Source organism: Mesorhizobium sp. M0496, assembly GCF_040321205.1.
In the GTDB taxonomy this organism is placed as follows: Bacteria; Pseudomonadota; Alphaproteobacteria; order Rhizobiales; family Rhizobiaceae; genus Mesorhizobium.
Window position 1 is genome coordinate 48,426 of the sequence record NZ_JAMYRC010000004.1, and the last position, 17,142, is coordinate 65,567.

18 protein-coding genes are annotated in these 17,142 nt (G+C 61.0%); 8 read left to right on the forward strand and 10 right to left on the reverse strand.

Annotation, left to right across the window (positions count from 1 at the left end):
* Positions 1 to 68 precede the first annotated feature (68 nt).
* The 3 genes from NKI73_RS06235 to NKI73_RS06245 all read left to right on the forward strand — a co-directional run bounded on the left by NKI73_RS06235 (position 69) and on the right by NKI73_RS06245 (position 4,622).
* Positions 69 to 2,417: a xanthine dehydrogenase family protein molybdopterin-binding subunit gene (locus NKI73_RS06235; RefSeq protein WP_352627977.1), complete on the forward strand. Its 2,349-nt coding sequence runs from the start codon at positions 69 to 71 to the stop codon at positions 2,415 to 2,417.
* A gap of 115 nt (positions 2,418 to 2,532) precedes the next feature.
* Complete coding sequence (locus NKI73_RS06240; protein WP_352627978.1) at positions 2,533 to 3,330, forward strand: FAD binding domain-containing protein; 798 nt, start codon at positions 2,533 to 2,535, stop codon at positions 3,328 to 3,330.
* Between the two features lie 269 nt (positions 3,331 to 3,599).
* Entirely contained in the window at positions 3,600 to 4,622 is a 1,023-nt protein-coding gene (locus NKI73_RS06245; protein ID WP_352627979.1) for an acyltransferase family protein, read from the forward strand.
* A 41-nt stretch (positions 4,623 to 4,663) separates the two neighbouring features.
* Here NKI73_RS06245 and NKI73_RS06250 read toward each other — a convergent pair whose 3' ends face one another.
* Together NKI73_RS06250 and NKI73_RS06255 are read right to left on the reverse strand one after the other, a co-directional pair.
* Complete coding sequence (locus NKI73_RS06250; protein ID WP_352627980.1) at positions 4,664 to 5,158, reverse strand: GNAT family N-acetyltransferase; 495 nt, start codon at positions 5,156 to 5,158, stop codon at positions 4,664 to 4,666.
* Entirely contained in the window at positions 5,155 to 5,913 is a 759-nt protein-coding gene (locus NKI73_RS06255; protein WP_352627981.1) for a copper homeostasis protein CutC, read from the reverse strand. The genes NKI73_RS06250 and NKI73_RS06255 overlap by 4 nt, the downstream gene beginning before the upstream one ends.
* Positions 5,914 to 6,184: 271 nt before the next feature.
* Between NKI73_RS06255 and NKI73_RS06260 the strand changes: the two genes are divergently transcribed.
* On the forward strand, positions 6,185 to 6,640 hold the full coding sequence (locus NKI73_RS06260) for a carboxymuconolactone decarboxylase family protein (protein WP_352627982.1): 456 nt from the start codon (positions 6,185 to 6,187) through the stop codon (positions 6,638 to 6,640).
* A 112-nt stretch (positions 6,641 to 6,752) separates the two neighbouring features.
* Here NKI73_RS06260 and NKI73_RS06265 read toward each other — a convergent pair whose 3' ends face one another.
* Positions 6,753 to 7,184 (reverse strand): cupin domain-containing protein, encoded by a 432-nt coding sequence (locus NKI73_RS06265; RefSeq protein WP_352627983.1) that lies wholly within the window; start codon positions 7,182 to 7,184, stop codon positions 6,753 to 6,755.
* Between the two features lie 200 nt (positions 7,185 to 7,384).
* Here NKI73_RS06265 and NKI73_RS06270 point away from each other — a divergent pair, with 200 nt between their 5' ends.
* Positions 7,385 to 7,633 carry a hypothetical protein gene (locus tag NKI73_RS06270; protein ID WP_352627984.1) on the forward strand — a complete coding sequence of 83 codons (249 nt, stop codon included), beginning with the start codon at positions 7,385 to 7,387 and terminating at the stop codon, positions 7,631 to 7,633.
* 345 nt (positions 7,634 to 7,978) lie between these two features.
* Here NKI73_RS06270 and NKI73_RS06275 read toward each other — a convergent pair whose 3' ends face one another.
* Positions 7,979 to 8,227, reverse strand: a complete 249-nt coding sequence (locus NKI73_RS06275; protein ID WP_352627985.1) for a hypothetical protein — start codon at positions 8,225 to 8,227, stop codon at positions 7,979 to 7,981.
* A 515-nt stretch (positions 8,228 to 8,742) separates the two neighbouring features.
* Between NKI73_RS06275 and NKI73_RS06280 the strand changes: the two genes are divergently transcribed.
* The 3 genes from NKI73_RS06280 to NKI73_RS06290 all read left to right on the forward strand — a co-directional run bounded on the left by NKI73_RS06280 (position 8,743) and on the right by NKI73_RS06290 (position 11,425).
* The gene (locus tag NKI73_RS06280; RefSeq protein ID WP_352627986.1) at positions 8,743 to 9,123 is read left to right on the forward strand and encodes a c-type cytochrome; all 381 of its coding nucleotides are present in this window, start codon (positions 8,743 to 8,745) and stop codon (positions 9,121 to 9,123) included.
* Positions 9,124 to 9,204: 81 nt separating this feature from the next.
* Positions 9,205 to 10,140, forward strand: coding sequence for a heme o synthase (locus NKI73_RS06285; RefSeq protein ID WP_352627987.1), 936 nt, complete (start codon positions 9,205 to 9,207; stop codon positions 10,138 to 10,140).
* Between the two features lie 472 nt (positions 10,141 to 10,612).
* On the forward strand, positions 10,613 to 11,425 hold the full coding sequence (locus tag NKI73_RS06290; protein WP_352628139.1) for a DUF2189 domain-containing protein: 813 nt from the start codon (positions 10,613 to 10,615) through the stop codon (positions 11,423 to 11,425).
* A gap of 56 nt (positions 11,426 to 11,481) precedes the next feature.
* Here NKI73_RS06290 and NKI73_RS06295 read toward each other — a convergent pair whose 3' ends face one another.
* From NKI73_RS06295 to NKI73_RS06320, 6 genes are all read right to left on the reverse strand, one after another.
* Positions 11,482 to 11,955 carry an aminoacyl-tRNA deacylase gene (locus tag NKI73_RS06295; protein WP_352627988.1) on the reverse strand — a complete coding sequence of 158 codons (474 nt, stop codon included), beginning with the start codon at positions 11,953 to 11,955 and terminating at the stop codon, positions 11,482 to 11,484.
* A 196-nt stretch (positions 11,956 to 12,151) separates the two neighbouring features.
* Entirely contained in the window at positions 12,152 to 12,547 is a 396-nt protein-coding gene (locus tag NKI73_RS06300; protein ID WP_352627989.1) for a cytochrome C oxidase subunit IV family protein, read from the reverse strand.
* Between the two features lie 9 nt (positions 12,548 to 12,556).
* Positions 12,557 to 13,276: a heme-copper oxidase subunit III family protein gene (locus NKI73_RS06305; protein ID WP_352627990.1), complete on the reverse strand. Its 720-nt coding sequence runs from the start codon at positions 13,274 to 13,276 to the stop codon at positions 12,557 to 12,559.
* A gap of 13 nt (positions 13,277 to 13,289) precedes the next feature.
* Entirely contained in the window at positions 13,290 to 13,994 is a 705-nt protein-coding gene (locus NKI73_RS06310; RefSeq protein WP_352627991.1) for a cytochrome c oxidase subunit 3, read from the reverse strand.
* On the reverse strand, positions 13,991 to 15,760 hold the full coding sequence (gene ctaD / locus NKI73_RS06315; protein WP_352627992.1) for a cytochrome c oxidase subunit I: 1,770 nt from the start codon (positions 15,758 to 15,760) through the stop codon (positions 13,991 to 13,993). Before ctaD ends, NKI73_RS06310 begins: the two co-directional genes overlap by 4 nt.
* A 21-nt stretch (positions 15,761 to 15,781) precedes the next feature.
* Positions 15,782 to 16,684 carry a cytochrome c oxidase subunit II gene (locus tag NKI73_RS06320; RefSeq protein WP_352627993.1) on the reverse strand — a complete coding sequence of 301 codons (903 nt, stop codon included), beginning with the start codon at positions 16,682 to 16,684 and terminating at the stop codon, positions 15,782 to 15,784.
* Positions 16,685 to 17,142: the final 458 nt, after the last annotated feature.

Sequence of the window (17,142 nt, forward strand, 5' to 3'; positions counted from 1 at the left end):
GACTGAACGCGGCTCTCCATCTTCGCTACTCACTATTCGCTATTTCAGCATTTCGGGAGGAATTTCTGATGGGCATTGAAGGTGTTGGCGCTCGGGTCGCGCGCAAGGAAGACAAACGATTCATCACCGGCGCCGGTCGTTATGTCGACGACATGGTGGTTCCCGGCATGAAGCACGCGGCCTTCGTGCGCAGCCCGCACGCGCATGCGCAGATCAAGAACATCGACGTCAAGAAGGCCCAAGCCATGCCCGGCGTCATCGGCGTGCTGACCGGCAAGGAACTCAAGGCCGACGGCATCGGCAACCTCATCTGCGGCTGGATGATCCATTCCAAGGATGGCTCGCCGATGAAGATGGGGGCGTGGTCGCCACTCGCTTTCGACCGGGTCCGTTACGTCGGCGATGCCGTCGTCATTGTCGTCGCCGAGACCAAGGGGCAGGCACGTGATGCCGCCGAGGCTGTCGAGATCACCTACAAGGAGCTGAATGCCGTCGTCGATGCCTCCAAGGCGATGGACAAGGGTGCGCCGCAGATCCACCCCGAGGCCGACAACAATCTGATCTTCGACTGGGACATCGGCAATGCCGACGATACGGCAGCGGCCTTCAAGAAGGCAGCCCATGTCGTCAAGATGGACATCATCAACAACCGGCTGGTGCCCAACGCCATGGAGCCGCGGGCGGCGCTTGGCCATTACGACAAGGCGGAGGACCACTACACCTGCTGGACGACCTCGCAGAACCCGCATGTGGCGCGGCTGGTGATGAGTGCCTTCTACAACGTCGCGCCGGAAAACAAGCTGCGCGTGATTGCGCCCGATGTCGGCGGCGGCTTCGGCTCGAAAATCTACATCTATCCCGAAGAGATCGTCTGCCTGTGGGCCTCGAAGAAGACCGGCGTTCCGGTCAAATGGGTGGCCGACCGGACCGAGAGTTTTCTGACCGACGCACATGGCCGCGACCATCACACCCATGCCGAAATGGCCTTCGACAAGGATCACAAGATTCTCGGCCTCAAGGTCGAAACCAAGGCCAATCTCGGCGCTTATATGTCACTGTTTTCGTCGGCGACGCCGACTTACCTCTACGCGACGCTGCTGTCGGGCCAGTACAATATCCCGGCGATCCACGCCAATGTGAAGGCGATCTACACCAACACCGCGCCCGTCGATGCCTATCGCGGGGCAGGGCGGCCGGAAGCGACGTTCGTCATGGAACGCATGATGGAGACCGCCGCGCGCCAGTTCGGCGTCTCGCCGGCCGAGTTGCGCCGCAAGAACTTTGTCACCTCGTTCCCGCACCAGACGCCGGTCATCATGTGCTATGACGCTGGCGACTACGCGGCTTCGCTCGACGCGGCGATGAAGGCGTCGGACTATGCCGGCTTTGCCAAGCGCAAGGCAGCGGCTGCCAAGAAGGGCCTGCTGCGCGGCATCGGCATGAGCTGCTACATCGAGGCCTGCGGCATCGCGCCGTCAGCCGCCGTCGGTTCGCTCGGCGCCGGTGTCGGCCTTTGGGAAAGTGCCGAGGTGCGCGTCAATGCCGTCGGCACGATCGAGGTGCTGACCGGCTCGCATAGCCACGGCCAGGGCCATGAGACGACCTTCGCGCAACTGGTCAACGAGCGCTTCGGCGTGCCGCTCGATTCCGTCTCGATCGTCCATGGCGACACCGACAAGGTGCAGATGGGCATGGGCACCTATGGCTCGCGCTCGGGCGCGGTCGGCATGTCGGCCGTCGTCAAGGCGCTCGACAAGGTCGAGGCCAAGGCCAAGAAGATCGCGGCACACCTGCTTGAGGCCGACGAGGGCGACATCATCATCGAGAACGGCGCGCTGAAGGTCGCCGGCACCGACAAGAACGTTCCGTGGTTCCAGATGGCGCTCGCCGCCTACACCGCCCACAACCTGCCGGGCGGCATGGAGCCAGGGCTGAAGGAGACGGCGTTCTATGATCCGTCGAATTTCACCTTCCCGGCCGGCTGCTACATCTGCGAGGTCGAGGTCGACCCGGAAACCGGCGTGACCGAGATCGTCCAGTTCGTCGCCGCCGACGATTTCGGCAACATCATCAACCCGATGATCGTCGAGGGCCAGGTGCATGGCGGACTGGCGCAAGGCATCGGCCAGGCACTGCTCGAAGGCGCCCACTATGACAACAGCGGCCAGCTTTTGACCGCGAGCTACATGGACTACACCATGCCGCGCGCCGGTGACCTGCCGTCGTTCAAGGTCTCGACCTCGAATACGCCGTGCCCGGGCAATCCGCTCGGCGTCAAGGGCTGCGGCGAGGCTGGTGCCATCGGCTCGCCGCCGGCGGTGATCAACGCCATCACCGACGCCATCGGCAGCAACGATCTCGCCATGCCGGCATCGCCGTCCACCGTGTGGGCAGCTATCCGCGCGACGAAACATTGAAAGCGAATAGCGAATAGGGAGTAGCGAATAGGGCAGAGAAGGCGGTGCGACGGGACAGATCCTATTCGCTATTCGCTACTCCCTATTCGCTCTTTCACCCAAGGGAGAAAGACAAATGTACTCAGTCAACTATCACCGTGCCGCCTCGGTCACCGATGCCGCCAAGCTGGTCAAGACGGGTGACGCCAAGCTGCTTTCGGGCGGCATGACGCTGATCCCGGCGATGAAGACGCGGCTTGCCGCGCCGTCCGACCTTGTCGACCTCTCGCGGATCAAGGAGCTGCAGGGTGTCAAGGTATCTGGCAAGACGGTCACCATCGGCGCCGCCACCACGCATCACGCCGTTGCCAATGACGAGAAGCTGAAGAAGGCCTGCCCTGCGCTTGCCCATCTGGCATCGCTGATCGGCGATCCGGCGGTGCGCCACAAAGGGACGATCGGCGGCTCGATCGCCAACAACGATCCGGCGGCCGACTATCCGGCGGCACTGCTGGCGTTGGGCGCCACCATCGTCACCAACAAGCGCCAGATCGCGGCGGACAAGTTCTTCAAGGGCCTGTTCGAGACATCGTTGAAAGATGGCGAAATCATCACCGCCATTACCTTCACCGCGCCGGCCAAAGCGGCCTATGAAAAGTTCCGCAATCCGGCATCGCGCTACGCCATCGTTGGCGTGTTCGTGGCCAAGGGCAAGGATGGCGTCAGCGTTGCCGTCACCGGCGCCGGCGACGACGGCGTCTTCCGCTCGAAGGAGATCGAGGCCGCACTCGCCAAGAATTTCGCGGCCGCGGCACTCGATGGCGTGAAGGTGCCGGCGAAGGATCTGATGACCGACATCCACGCTTCCGCCGACTATCGCGCCAATCTGATCGCGGTGATGGCCAAGCGCGCGGTTGCTGCCGCCAACGCCTAACACCAGCACTCGGGCGCAACGAAAGGGGCCACTGCGGCCCCTTTTTCGTATGTGGCGACCTGTTGCTTCCAGTCCTTGATGGAATCGCGGGCGCGCGCCAATCCTCCTTGCAGCAATTCCCACCGGTACTTCGCCTGGCACTGATCCAGCAGCAATCTCGCACTTGCACAAATTTATCTTGCACCGCAATATGGACTGGGGCGGGAATGCGAGCCGGGTTCGGATTGTACCGCCGTGCCCTTTCGCATGCCCAATGCGAAAGGATCGGCATGACCGACATCTCCGCGACGCATGTCATTCCGTCCCGGTCCGTCGCCGACAGACGGATCAGAACAAGACTGGCCTATCTCGACGGCTGGCGCGGCCTGTCGATCGCCCTGGTACTGATCGGCCATTTCTTTCCCGTCCCCGGAATCAATCTAGGCGTTCTGGGCGTTGAATTCTTCTTCGTGCTCAGCGGCCGGCTGATGGGCGAGATCCTGTTCATCGAACGCTATCCGCTGAAGAAATTCTTCAAGCGCCGGTTCTCCCGCATCTATCCGGCGCTTCTGATTTTCGTGATCGTCGCGATGATTGCGCTCTCCAGCACCTTCGTCGCCTTCAAATGGAAGGCGGCGCTGACGGCGCTGACATTCACCTACAATTATGCCGGCATTCTGGTGACGCGGGCAGGGGCGCTCGACCACATCTGGTCGCTCTGCATCGAGGAGCACGCCTATATCATCCTGGCGCTGATCAGCGTCATCGTCTCAACGCGCTCTCGCGTCGTCGTGCTGCTCCTGGCGCTGGCCTTGCTTGCCATGGCCAACGGCGCGATTTCGTACTGGGTCTTCGGGATGGACTACGAAACCACCTATTGGCGCACCGATGTGCATATCGCGTCGATCCTGCTGTCGGCTTCGATCTGCCTGCTCAAGGCCGATGACAGGCTGCCGGCGTTCTTGAGTGGCAAGCATGTGGCGCTGGCAGCATCGATCTGCGCCGTTCTGCTGTTCCTCGATCCGGTGCCGACGCCGATCCACTATCTCTTCGCCGTCCCGCTGCTGGCTCTGGCCGTCAATGTGCTCGATTTCAGCCCCCGGTATTTTTCCGGATTGCTGTCCTCCTGGCCGATGGCAACGCTGGGGCTGTGGTCGTATTCGCTCTATCTGTGGCAACAGCCGTTCTACAAATTCGTCTATGAACAAGGCAGCGCGCCGATCCTGATGCTGGCCGGCGTTTTCGTCTGCGCGCTGTGCAGCTACTACCTCATCGAGCGGCCGGCACGCGAATGGCTCAACCGCAATTGGTGAGGCAATAGAGCCGTTCAGGCGTCTTGCGGCGCGCTCGCCCTCTATGTCTTCAACGACCTGACGTAATAGCGCACTGCTTTCTTGCCGCCATGGATCACGGCGTCGCCGGCTTCGGCAAAGCCGAGGGCGGCGTGAAAGGCATCCGAGGCGGGGTTCGGCGGGTCGATGTTGACTTCGCAGGTGACCAGCGTGTGGCCGGCGCGCTCAACATTGCCGAACAGGTCCTGATAGAGCCGGCGGGCATGGCCGCGGCCACGCGCTTGCGCCGCCACCACCCGATCGACATAGACGAAGCGCTCGTAGCGCTCGCGAAACCACAAGAAATTCGGGCTGTCGTAACGAGCGTTCTGGTCGAAGGTCATGATGAAGGCTTCGAGGTCCCCAATGCGGCGCGCGTAAAATGCTTCGCCGAGCAGGAAGGACAGCCGTTCGGGCTCCAGCCACGACAGTTCGGCGGCATGCTTATTGTTGAGCGCCAGGATCGCCGCTTCGTCTTCGGCCGAGACGCGGCTAATTGGGGCAGGGGTCGCGCTCATGCCTTGGCTGCAGCGATGGTCGCCGCCACCAGCGGTGTGTCGGTCAAGGTGTTGCGATACTCGCGGTCGAGATCGGAGCCGCCCATGCCGACATGGGAGTTGCGGTAGTCCATGGCGCTTGGCACGTCCTTGAGGGCGGCGAAGTGCATTTCGGATAGGCCGGTGTTCCTCCGCACTTCGGCGATGTTGCCAAGATCGAGCCCACCGCAGCCGAGGATGACGATGCGCTCGCCGGCCTGCCGCACAAGATCCGCCAGAAGTGACGCGCCTTCGACTGCCGTGTCGCGCTGGCCGCTGGTCAGCACGCGGCCGACCTTGCTGCGGATCAGCGCTTCCAGCGCCTCGGCCGGGTCGCGCGTCATGTCGAAGGCGCGGTGGCAGGTGACGTTCAAGGCGCCCGCAGCCTGCGTCAGTTGGCTCATGCGCGCCTCGTCAATGGTGCCGTCGGCATTCAGGCAGCCAAACACCACGCCGGGCACGCCGAGTTCGCGCAGTGCCGAGACATCGGCGAGCATCGAGGCGTACTCGGTGTCGCTGTAGAGAAAATCGCCGCCGCGCGGCCGCACCATGACGTGAAACGGCACCGTCGCCTGGTCGAGGGCGGCGCGCACGGTGCCGAGGCTCGGCGTGATGCCTCCTTCAATGAGGCTGGCGCACAGTTCGACCCGGTCGGCGCCGGCAGCCTGTGCTGCCAGAAGGCCGTCAATACCTTCGACACAAATTTCGATCAGCGGCAGGCGAGTTTCTCTGGTCAAGGGGCTATCCAATCCATGATGTCGCTGCCAGCCCTAGCATCAGGCCGGTTGGTGTGAAAGCGCGAACAGCGCGCCGCCATTTGGGCCAGCGGACATTTCCTGCTTGATTCTCATAACCGTTGAGTTATGAGTAAAATCCATAGCCATATGGTTATGGGTTTCCTGTTGGCGGCGCGGCGTTGCGGCCGACAATCCTTTCAAATTCACAACCTCGGATGCCTTGCATCCGGGTCGGCAAAGCACGTCCCGACGAACTCAAAGGAGAAAGACCATGCAAGCAAGAATCAAGAACCCGGTGATGCTCATTCCCGGTTCCGTGCAGGCGCTGCTGGCGCTGGACAAGTCGACCGAGGCTGCCGATGTGCCTTACGTGACGCGCAAGCTCATCCATCTGCGCGCCAGCCAGATCAACTACTGCGCCGTCTGCGTCGACATGCATTCCCGCGAGTTGAAGAAGGCCGGCGAAAAGGACGAGCGTATCTTTGCCCTGGCGGCATGGCGGGAGACGCCTTACTTCACCGACGCCGAACGCGCGGCCCTTGCGCTGACTGAAGCCGGCACACGGCTCGCCGACCGGCCGGACGCGGTGCCGGACGATGTCTGGGACGAGGCCGCCCGGCACTATGATGAAAAGGCGCTTGCCGCGCTGGTCATCCAGATTGCGCTCATCAACGCCTTCAACCGGCTGAACGCCACGACACGGCAGATGGTCGGCGCCTGGGGATGAGTGGTTGGGGGTCAAGTGCGTGGGGTCAAGTGCCTGGGCAGGGTGGTTGTGCGTGACGGCGCGATGACGCGCGGGAGCGCCGCCTCCCGGCCGCTGGGCGCAGACCTGACCGCTACTGGCGCAGTTCCGTGTTCTTGGCGCCTTCTTCGACCTGATCGATAACCAGCAGCTTGACCTCGATATCGCCGATATTGGTGGCCTGATGCCACTGGCCGATCATTTCGATGATGAAATCGCCTGATTTGTAGGTGTTGCTGTTGCCGGTCTCGACATTGGTGACCTTCAGCGTGCCGGCCTGGACATAGGCGTAGCGCGGGAAGGGATGTCTGTGGACCGGCAAGGTCGCGCCCGGCGCGATGTCATAGGTCGACACCAGCACCTGCACGTTTTTCCGCGGCAATGTGATCGGCTGACCGGACGCGGTCGTCGTGCGCGATGCCAGTGGCGTCACCACGACGGGCATTCCGCTGCTGTCCAGCGCCCAAGCCGGGTTTACGGAAAAGGCCGCCGCGAGCAGCAGCATCGATACCAGAATTTTTCGCATGATTCTCTCCCCTTGGCGCCAGCATTGCGCGGCGGTCAGATGCACGCAAGGTAGCGCTGAGCCAGCGGATCTCGTGCGGCGGCGCAGTTGGTTAGCAAGGTTCTTCACGCCCCTGATTGTGGCTCCCGGCGGACTTGCCAGGTCAGCCCCACAACAGTCAGCGCTAATATAAGGTCAAGGTGTTGCCACAGGAGGTTTCAATGGTTGCCGCAATCGCAAATCAACATCGGCAAGTGCCGGAAAAACAAACGGCGGTGGGAAAGCCGGAAACGAGCGAAGAATTTTCGCCAGGCCGCAGCGCAGACGCCGTGGGACATCTCGCCAAAATCATGGTTGCCGCAACCGGCGATGTGGATTCTGGTGCGCAAGGCCGCGCGGCATCCAAGATAGCCAGGATGGACATCACAGTTTTGACGCCGCCACCTGAAGAAGACGCATCAGTGGCATAGAATACGCAGTTCGTCGAAGCCGCGACTCGTCATCAGGGGAATGCGACCCGATCAGGGCTATGCGACAGCCTTCAGCGGAGGTTCTGCCAGCGTCCCCAGGCCGGCACATCCCGAGCAGGCGGTCGTCTTTCCGGGGCAACCGATCCGGTGGGTCCTTTGCCGGCAGCAATGCCCGCCTGACGCATACCATTTGGAGCAGTCGAAAGCCCTGCCGCTGCCTAGTCATTGCCAATTCTTGCCCAACCAACGCACTATCCCCACGCCGCAAGTAGCAGGAATCATTGCGCTTTAAGGTGGCGGGGCGGGGTTTGCAAGATCGATTCACCCCTGCAATAAGGGGGCGGGCTATTGTTGCCCGGCGATCGCTAAGGTCGTCTCGACAGGCTTTCTCGCCTCAATCCGTCTGAGGCAATGATTGGGAATATTGGACCACGTCGCCTCGGCGCGTTCTTTCCCGGTGACCGCGACAGGGTCGCCAGGTCGCGCGTTGGCAGCTTGGGTGGCTGTAGACGCGAAAAGAACCGTCTGGGTTGTGAGAGCCGAAAAGACGGCAACCTGGACCAGCACGGCGGCGAGGGCGATTTTCTTCAGCATGCGACAGAACGCTCTTCAACGCTCCCGGTTCCTCTGGCTTCCAGTTTTTAGGCTCGCTAACGGAACAAGAGACCGGCGATCCGATTAACTGGATCATGTCCAACACGATCAAGGAACCGCCACCGAGGCCCGAACCGAAGAAGGTACCTGTCCATCGCGACAAAGAAGCACCGTCAGAACTTGAACATATCGATCCGCCACCGCGAGACGTGCGAGAGGCACCGGTGCCCAATCCAAACGGCGACAAGAAATCCTAACGAGATCGCCGAAGCCGAGGCAAGGGCATATGCCTGCTCGGTGAAAACGCGGCCGTCCGGCGTCGCGACATCATCTACAAATGCGCTGGATCAGCCCGAGGCCTCTTCTACCTACCGGTCAGATTCTGTGGTATATAGGTGCCGCAATTCCATGTGGGGAGAAGTGAATAATCTGTTCTGCCGTACAAGGCGCATCGCTGGTGGTACCGGCATGCGCAGATCATCTCAGGCACATTTGACGATCAGGGAGGAAATGCCATGCGCTTGGCCGCGTTTTTCGCCGTCGTGTCTGTTGCAACCTTCGCCGCCAATCCGTCGCAGGCTCAGGATGCTGCGGCTGGCGAGAAGGTCTTCACCAAATGCAAGGTCTGCCACATCGCAGACGAGGATAAGAACAAGATCGGCCCATCACTGCACGGTGTCATCGGCCGGACGGCCGGTACGCATCCGGATTTCAAATATTCCGATGCCATGATTGCCGCCGGCAAATCCGGCGTCAAATGGGACGAACCAACACTGACGACCTACCTTCACGATCCCAAGGCCATGGTCAAAGGGACCAAGATGGCGTTTGCCGGCCTCAAGAACGATGCAGACGTGGCCAACGTCATTGCCTACCTGAAAACGTTCTCCAAGTGACCTGGCTCCCCCGCCATACGTCTCAAAACCGGACCAATTTTGAGCGACACGCATTAGGTCGCCTGCTTCCATCGGCCTGAGATGTCGACTAGGGAAAGCCGCCTCAAGGATACCGGCATCCGCCTGTCGGAAGCGACGGCGGGTGATTTCTTCGCGCTTTTGAAGCCGCGGGTCATGGCGCTTGCCGTATTCACTGCTTTCGTTGGCCTGATGGCGGCGCCTGGCGCGATGAATCCGGTCATCGCCGTGATCGCAATCGGTGCGATTGCGATCGGAGCCGGAGCGGCCGGGGCCCTCAACATGTGGTACGACGCCGATATCGACGCGCTGATGTCTCGCACATCAAAGCGGCCAGTTCCGTCGGGCCGCGTCACGCCGGGTGAAGCTCTCGGCTTTGGCCTGGTGCTTTCCGCCCTTTCGGTCATGACGCTCGGCGTGCTGGTGGGCTGGCTTGCCGCATCGCTGCTGGCCTTCACCATCTTCTTCTACGTCGTCATCTATACGATGTGGCTGAAGCGATCGACGCCGCAGAACATCGTCATCGGCGGCGCGGCGGGTGCCCTTCCTCCTGTCATTGGCTGGGCGGCCGCCACGGGCGCGATCGGCATCGAAAGCGTCATCCTGTTCCTGATCATCTTTCTGTGGACGCCGCCGCATTTCTGGGCGCTCGCGCTGTTCAAGGTCGGCGACTACGCAGCTGCCGGCATCCCGATGATGCCGAACGTGGCTGGCCAGGCTTCGACCAGAAGACAGATACTCGCCTATTCACTGCTCTTGGCGCCAATCGGCGTGCTGCCCTGGGCGTTCGGATTCGCGAGCGGGTTCTATGGACTTGTTTCGGCCGCTTTGGGCGCGGGTTTCATCTGGCACGCCTGGAAGGTCCTGGTCGCTCCAGACCGAGAGATGAAGCCTGAAAAGGCGCTGTTCGCCTTCTCGATTTTCTATCTTTTCGCGATCTTTGCCATGCTGCTTGCCGACACCATCGCAGTGCGAGCGTTCACGTCAGTCGGAGGTTGATGGCATGACCACTGTTCTTGGACGGGCCGAGAGGGCTGATCGGTAATTGTTGCATTGAAGACATTGCACGCCGGGACAGGCTCGAACATCACGATGGTATTGCACAGAATCCCAGGATCAGCAGCGCGACTATGCCAAGGCCGAGTATGAGAAGCGTCCTTCCATCCATGACCTTCACCTTTGACCCCGCGCACGACCCCGAAAATCGGGATCGATTTTCGGAAAGGATCATGCGCCGATCAACGTGGCCCAGCGTCCTTTGCGCACCCAAGAAGGGCGCGTGGAGCTGTACGAGACTACCGAAAAAAGACCACCAGAGCTAGCCGCCGGAGTTCTTCCGACAAAGGGCGACAAGTCCTTGGCAAAAGAGTATGTTGGTTGTGGTGCAGGTCGCGGTTTTGCGTGGCCAGTCATGCAGAACGGCAGCACCGTGAAACCGCGACCTTACCGGACCCGATCTGGAGGAACGGTCATGGCAAGTTTTCATGTTGTAGCAGGCGCCAGCGAGACGCTGGAACATACCAAAATTCGAAAAATCGGTGTTTCCGACCTTTTCGACGCGCTCAAGCGGGGCGTCGAAGATTTCATGGTCAAACCGTCGCACATCGTCTTTCTCTGCCTGCTCTATCCGCTCGTGGGCGTCGTGCTCGCCGCCTGGACTTCGGGCGCCAACGCCTTGCCGTTGTTGTTTCCGCTGGTCTCTGGTTTTGCGCTGATCGGCCCATTCGCGGCGATAGGCCTCTATGAAATCAGCCGCAGACGGGAAGCCGGACTCGACACCTCCTGGAGGCACGCTTTCGAGGTCAGGAATTCTCCGGCGCTGCCAGCCATCGCGGCGGTCGGGATCATGCTGCTGGCAATCTTCATCAGTTGGCTTCTGACCGCTCAGCTATTTTACCAGTATCTCTTCGGCCCGGCGCCGCCGGAATCGATATCCGGCTTCATCAATGAAATATTCGCCACCGGACGCGGCTGGACGCTTATTATCCTGGGTCACGCCATCGGCTTCGCCTTCGCTGTGGTGGTGCTGTGCACAACGGTCGTCGCCTTCCCATTGTTGCTCGACCGCGACGTCGGCGCCTACGAAGCCATCCACACCTCGGTGCGTGCGGTGCTGGCGAACCCGATCACCATGGCTGTCTGGGGACTGATTGTCGCCGTCGCCCTGATCATCGGCTCGCTGCCGGTGTTCGCCGGGCTGGCCGTCGTGTTGCCGATCCTCGGTCATGCCACCTGGCATGTCTACCGCAAGGTCGTGGAGCCGCCCGCCAGATCGGCGAGTTGAGGACGTTCTGCCTCACCGCACCAGCGAGGGTGCCGTTGCGGGTTTGATCGAAGCCGTCAGTAAGCCGGATGGCTGAAGCGGGCCTGGTATGCGCCCATGGTCAGGTTGCGGAAATCCTTGCCGCTGACATGCACCAGCGTTTTATGATCGCCGCCTTCGAAGTAGACGTCGGTGGCGTCGCCAAGGCTTTCATCGACGATCACCGGTACATTGTAGGCCGCGCCGATGGGCGGGATGGCGCCAGTGTCGCAATCACCGAAGAGCGAAATCATCTCGTCTTCGGAGGCGAGTCCGAGACGTTTGTCCATGACGTCTTGCAATGTGCCGAGCTCGATCCTGTGGGTGCTCGGAACCACGGCCACTGCATAGCCAAGTTCGTGGTGAACGACCACGGATTTCGCCATGATACTGCCGGGCACATGCGCGGCTATTGCCGCCTGCCGGCTTGTCGAAGTGCGATGATGAGCGACGGTGTCGTAGGGAATTCCCTTGCCGTCGATGAAGTCCTTCAGTCTGTTTGCGATCGTCATCTTGGCCTCCCTTGTTTGAGCATGATCTTTCCGAATCGAAGGTCAGCGCAGCAAAAACCGGATCCGCTTTTCGGGATCATGCTTTAACAAAAATGGACCAGCTGCCGATTGTTTCAAGGCGCCGGCAACGGAACTGGACGCACGCCGCATGTGTGGGTCCCGACCGGAAATGTCCTAGGCAAATCCGGTTTGCGCTTCAGGGTCCGGATCCGAAAAACGCCAGCCGGGTGAAAAGCGTGTAATCCGCTTCGAGGACCATCATCGTCACGAACACCAGCACCAATATCGGCGGCAGGATGATCGCGTAGGTCAGCGCCAGCCGTTCCCAGGCCATGTGCATGAAGACAGCGACGATCAGCCCTGCCTTGAGGATCATGAAGATCAGGATCAGCGACCATCTGAGATAGCCGTGAAGGCCGAAATAATCGACCAGGTAGGAGCATGTGCTGAGAATGAACAGCCATGCCCAGACCACCAGATAGAGCTTGATCGGATGTTCCTGATGCGCGTCGGCATGGGCCACGGCCGCCGGCGCTTCATGCGCAGCGTGAAGTGCGTGTTGTCCGAGGCCGTTTGCGGTTGCTTCACCCATGTCTGCCTCTCACCAAAGATAGAAGAATGCGAAGATGAACACCCAGACCAAATCGACGAAGTGCCAGTACAGCCCCATGATCTCGACATTCTCATAGCGCCCCGTGCGGCTGGTGAAGAAGCCGCGCCGTCCGGTGTCGAAATCTCCGCGCCATACCTTGCGCGCCACGATGATCAGGAAGATCACCCCGATCGTCACATGGGTGCCGTGGAAACCGGTGATCATGAAGAAAGTCGAACCGAATTGTGCGGCGCCCCAGGGGTTGCCCCAGGGCCGCACGCCTTCGGTGATCAGCTTGGTCCATTCGAAGGCCTGCATGCCGACAAAGGTCGCGCCGAGTGCCGCGGTCAGAAGCATGAGGATTGCCGTCTTGCGGCGGTCGCGGCGATAGCCGAAATTGACCGCCATGGCCATTGTTCCACTGCTTGAGATCAGCACGAAGGTCATGATGGCAATAAGGATCAGCGGGATATCCGAGCCGCCGATGCGAAGCGCAAAGACCTCGCTCGGATTGGGCCACGGCACGCGTGTAGAAATGCGCGCGGTCATGTAGGAGAGCAGGAAGCAGCCGAAGATGAAGGTATCGCTGAGCAGGAAGATCCACATCATGGCCTTGCCCCAGGACACGTTCTTGAACGCCCGCTGATCCGAGGACCAGTCGGCGGCTATGCCTTGCCAGCCCACGGGTCGTGGCTCCGTCTGGCCGATATGCGTGACTGTCTCTGCCATCCGCTTGATCCCCTTAGGTCAGCAACTGTCGGCAAATGTCGATGAACGTCGCGGCCCAACCCGCCAGCAATGCGAAGATGGCGAGCCACACGAAGAGCAGGAAATGCCAATACATGGCGCACAGTTCGATGCCGAGTCGAAGCCGCTCCGGCCGCGCTCCATTCCAGGCGCCGGCGGTCGTTCTGCCGAGGCCCACCAGCCCGCCCAATATGTGCAGGCCATGCATGCCGGTAATCAGGTAGAAAAAACTGTTGGCCGGATTGGAACTCAGCAGATAGCCATCTTCGGTCAGCTGCCGCCATGCCATGAACTGACCGACCAGGAAGGCGAGCGCCGTGAGCCCGGCCGTGGCGAGGCCGAGCCTGACCATGTCGATCTGCCGCTTGCGCGCGGCGACGACGGCGCATTGCAGCGCGACGCTGCTCAAGACCAGCACGCCGGTGTTGAGCCAGAGCAGCCGCGGCAGCGGCAGCGGCTGCCAGTCCGACACCGCCATCCGCATGAAATACGCGCTGGTGAAGAGCGCGAACAGGCAGCCGACGACGGCGAGGAAGACACCTAGGCCGATTTTGGCGGTGGGTAGCGCCGACCGGTCGAGGGCGACAAAATCCCCGGCCAGACCTTGCTCGAGCCATGGCTTCGACATCAGCCCCTGGTGGGAAAGCCACCATCCGGCAAAGCCGACGATGACGAGCAGGAAGACTATGATGACGCTCATGCCGGCTCCCTCGAGGGGCCGAAGGAGCCAGGCATGTTCTGCGGGATGAAGTCCTCCTTGGCACCTGGAACGCTGTAATCATAAGCCCAGCGATAGACGATCGGCAGGTCCTTGCCGAAATTGCCGTGGGCCGGCGGTGTTTGCGGCGTCTGCCATTCGAGGGTCGTGGCTCGCCACGGGTTGCCGCCGGCCTCGCGGCCATGGCGGATGCTCCAGATCAGATTGAACAGGAACACCATCTGGGCAAAGCCGACGATGAACGCCATGACGCTGATGAACGAGTTCAGGTGGTGGGCCGACTCCGTCATGACAGTCATATCGGTCAGTTCAGCATAGCGCCTCGGCACGCCCATCAGGCCGAGATAGTGCATGGGGAAGAAAATCAGGTAAGCGCCGAGGAAGGTGACCCAGAAATGGAACCGGCCCAGCGTTTCGTTGAGCATCCGGCCTGTGACCTTCGGGTACCAATGATAGATCGCGCCAAAAACCACGAGGATCGGGGCGACACCCATGACCATGTGGAAGTGGGCGACGACGAACATCGTGTCGGACAGCGGAACATCGACGACGACATTGCCGAGAAACAACCCGGTCAGCCCACCGTTGACGAAGGTGACGATGAAGGCCAGGGCAAAGAGCATCGGTATGGTGAGATGGATGTCGCCGCGCCATAAGGTCAGCACCCAATTGTAGACCTTGATGGCGGTCGGAATGGCGATGATCAGCGTCGTGGTGGCGAAGAAGAAGCCGAAATAGGGGTGCATGCCGCTGACATACATGTGGTGCGCCCAGACCACGAAGCTCAGCGCGCCAATGCCGACGATGGCCCAAACCATCATCCGATAACCGAAGATGTTCTTGCGTGCATGGGTGCTGATCAGGTCGGATACGATGCCGAAGGCCGGCAACGCCACGATGTAGACCTCGGGATGGCCGAAGAACCAGAACAGGTGCTGGAACAGGATCGGGCTGCCGCCATTGTGCTGCAGTTGTTCGCCCATCTCGGAGATCGCCGGCATGAAGAAGCTGGTGCCGAGGGCGCGATCAAGCAGCATCATCACGCAGGCGACGAACAGCGCCGGAAAGGCGAGCAGCGCCATGACAGTCGCGGTGAAGATGCCCCAGACGGTCAGCGGCAGGCGCATCATCGTCATGCCGCGCGTGCGGCCCTGCAGCACCGTCACCACATAGTTCAGGCCGCCCATCGTGAACCCGATGATGAACAGGATCAGCGAGGAGAGCATCAGGATGATGCCCCAGTCCTGGCCGCCCGGCGTGCCGCTCATGATGGCCTGCGGCGGGTAGAGCGTCCAGCCCGCACCTGTCGGTCCGCCCGGTGCAAAGAAGCTGGACACCAGGACCAGCACGGCGAGCAGGTAGATCCAGTAGCTCAGCATGTTGACATAGGGGAAAACCATGTCGCGCGCGCCGACCATCAGCGGGATCAGGTAGTTGCCGAAGCCGCCGAGGAAGAGGGCGGTGAGCAGGTAGATCACCATGATCATGCCGTGCATGGTGATGAACTGGTAGTAGGCTTCCGGGGTGATGAAGTCGAACGTGCCGGGGAAGCCGAGTTGCAGCCGCATCAGCCATGATAGCACCAGGGCGACCAGGCCGATTCCCGTTGCCGTCGCCGAATACTGGATGGCGATGACCTTGGCGTCCTGCGAGAAGACATATTTCGTCCACCAGCTGTGCGGATGGTAGAGTTCCATTTCCGCGACTTCGGCTGGGGGGATGCCATCTGCAGGCGTGATGTCGACCATAGGAACACCTCCGTGTCCTTTTCAGCGAGACCCGACCGTTTCGAGCTTTGCTGCAATTTTCAAACCTGACGCTATCGTCTTGCCCGGCGCAATCGTCTTGCCCGGCGCGTTGTCTGCCGCGCCCGTTTGCTGGGGTACCGACAACTGCGCGAAAGTCTGCTGCTGGCCGAGCCAGGCCACATAGTCTTGCTGCGTGTCGACCATGACCACACCATGCATCAAAGGATGCCCTTGGCCGCAAAGTTCGGCGCACAGAACCTGAAAGGTTCCGGTCTTGGTCGGGGTGAACCAGAAATAGGTGACCGAGCCCGGGATCATGTCCATCTTGGCGCGGAATTCCGGCACATAGAAATCATGCAGCACATCGATCGAGCGGAGCAGCATCTTGACCGGTTTGCCGACCGGCAGATGCAGATCAGCCGCTTCGACCACGACATCGTCCTGACCATTGGGATCGCTGGCGATCACGCCCAACGGATTTTCGGCGGTGACGTCGCGGGTGTCGGATGTGCCAAGCTTGCCGTCCTTGCCGGGCAGACGGAAACTCCACTGCCACTGCTGGCCGACGACTTCGACGTCGGTTGCGTCGCTCGGGACGTTGACGAATCGGCTCCAGACGAACAGGCCGGGAACCAGCAACGCCGTGACCCCGACCGCGGTGACGATCGTCAGCCACGATTCGAGCCGCTTGTTCTCCGGCTCGTAGGCAGCCTGGTTCCCTTCCCGATGACGGAAGCGGAAGACGCAATAGGCCATGAATAGAACCACGGCGGCGAAGACGACGCCGGTAATCCAGAAGGTGATGATGATGGTGTTGTCGATATAGTCCCAGTTCGAGGCAATCGGCGTCCACCACCATGGGCTCAGGAGGTGAAACAACACCGAGCCCACGACGACCAAAACGAGTACAAGCGCTACGGCCATGCATCGTTCCTCCCGGCATTCGGGCGCGCGAAGCTGTCCCGGCGAATGCCAAGATCATCATAGCTCTTTTTTCGGTCGAAATTCCAGAGCCGACTATCTTGACGGGAAAAATGCCGTCGAAAATCGAACTTCTGGAGATGCTCGCTGTGGAGGAAGGAGTATCTGGAGTGCAACTGCGCGCAGGCGGCGCTCGCAGTTTTGATTGAAATGGCTCCCCGGAGTCGATGAAGCTGAAAAATACGAATTCGCCATCACCTTGCGCCAGAATGCGCCACATTCACCGAAAATGCGCAAACGTGACCGGGACCGCACCAAAGCCCCGCGCCTCGCCGGCGGGCCGACACCGATGCTCAGGGAGCGGCCGTCGCTCTGGCGCGAGAGCGGGACGAGGTGCGCACAGCTGAACTCACGGCCACCGGGATCCCCCCGATGCTATCCGCTATCGTGCCGTCCTTCCG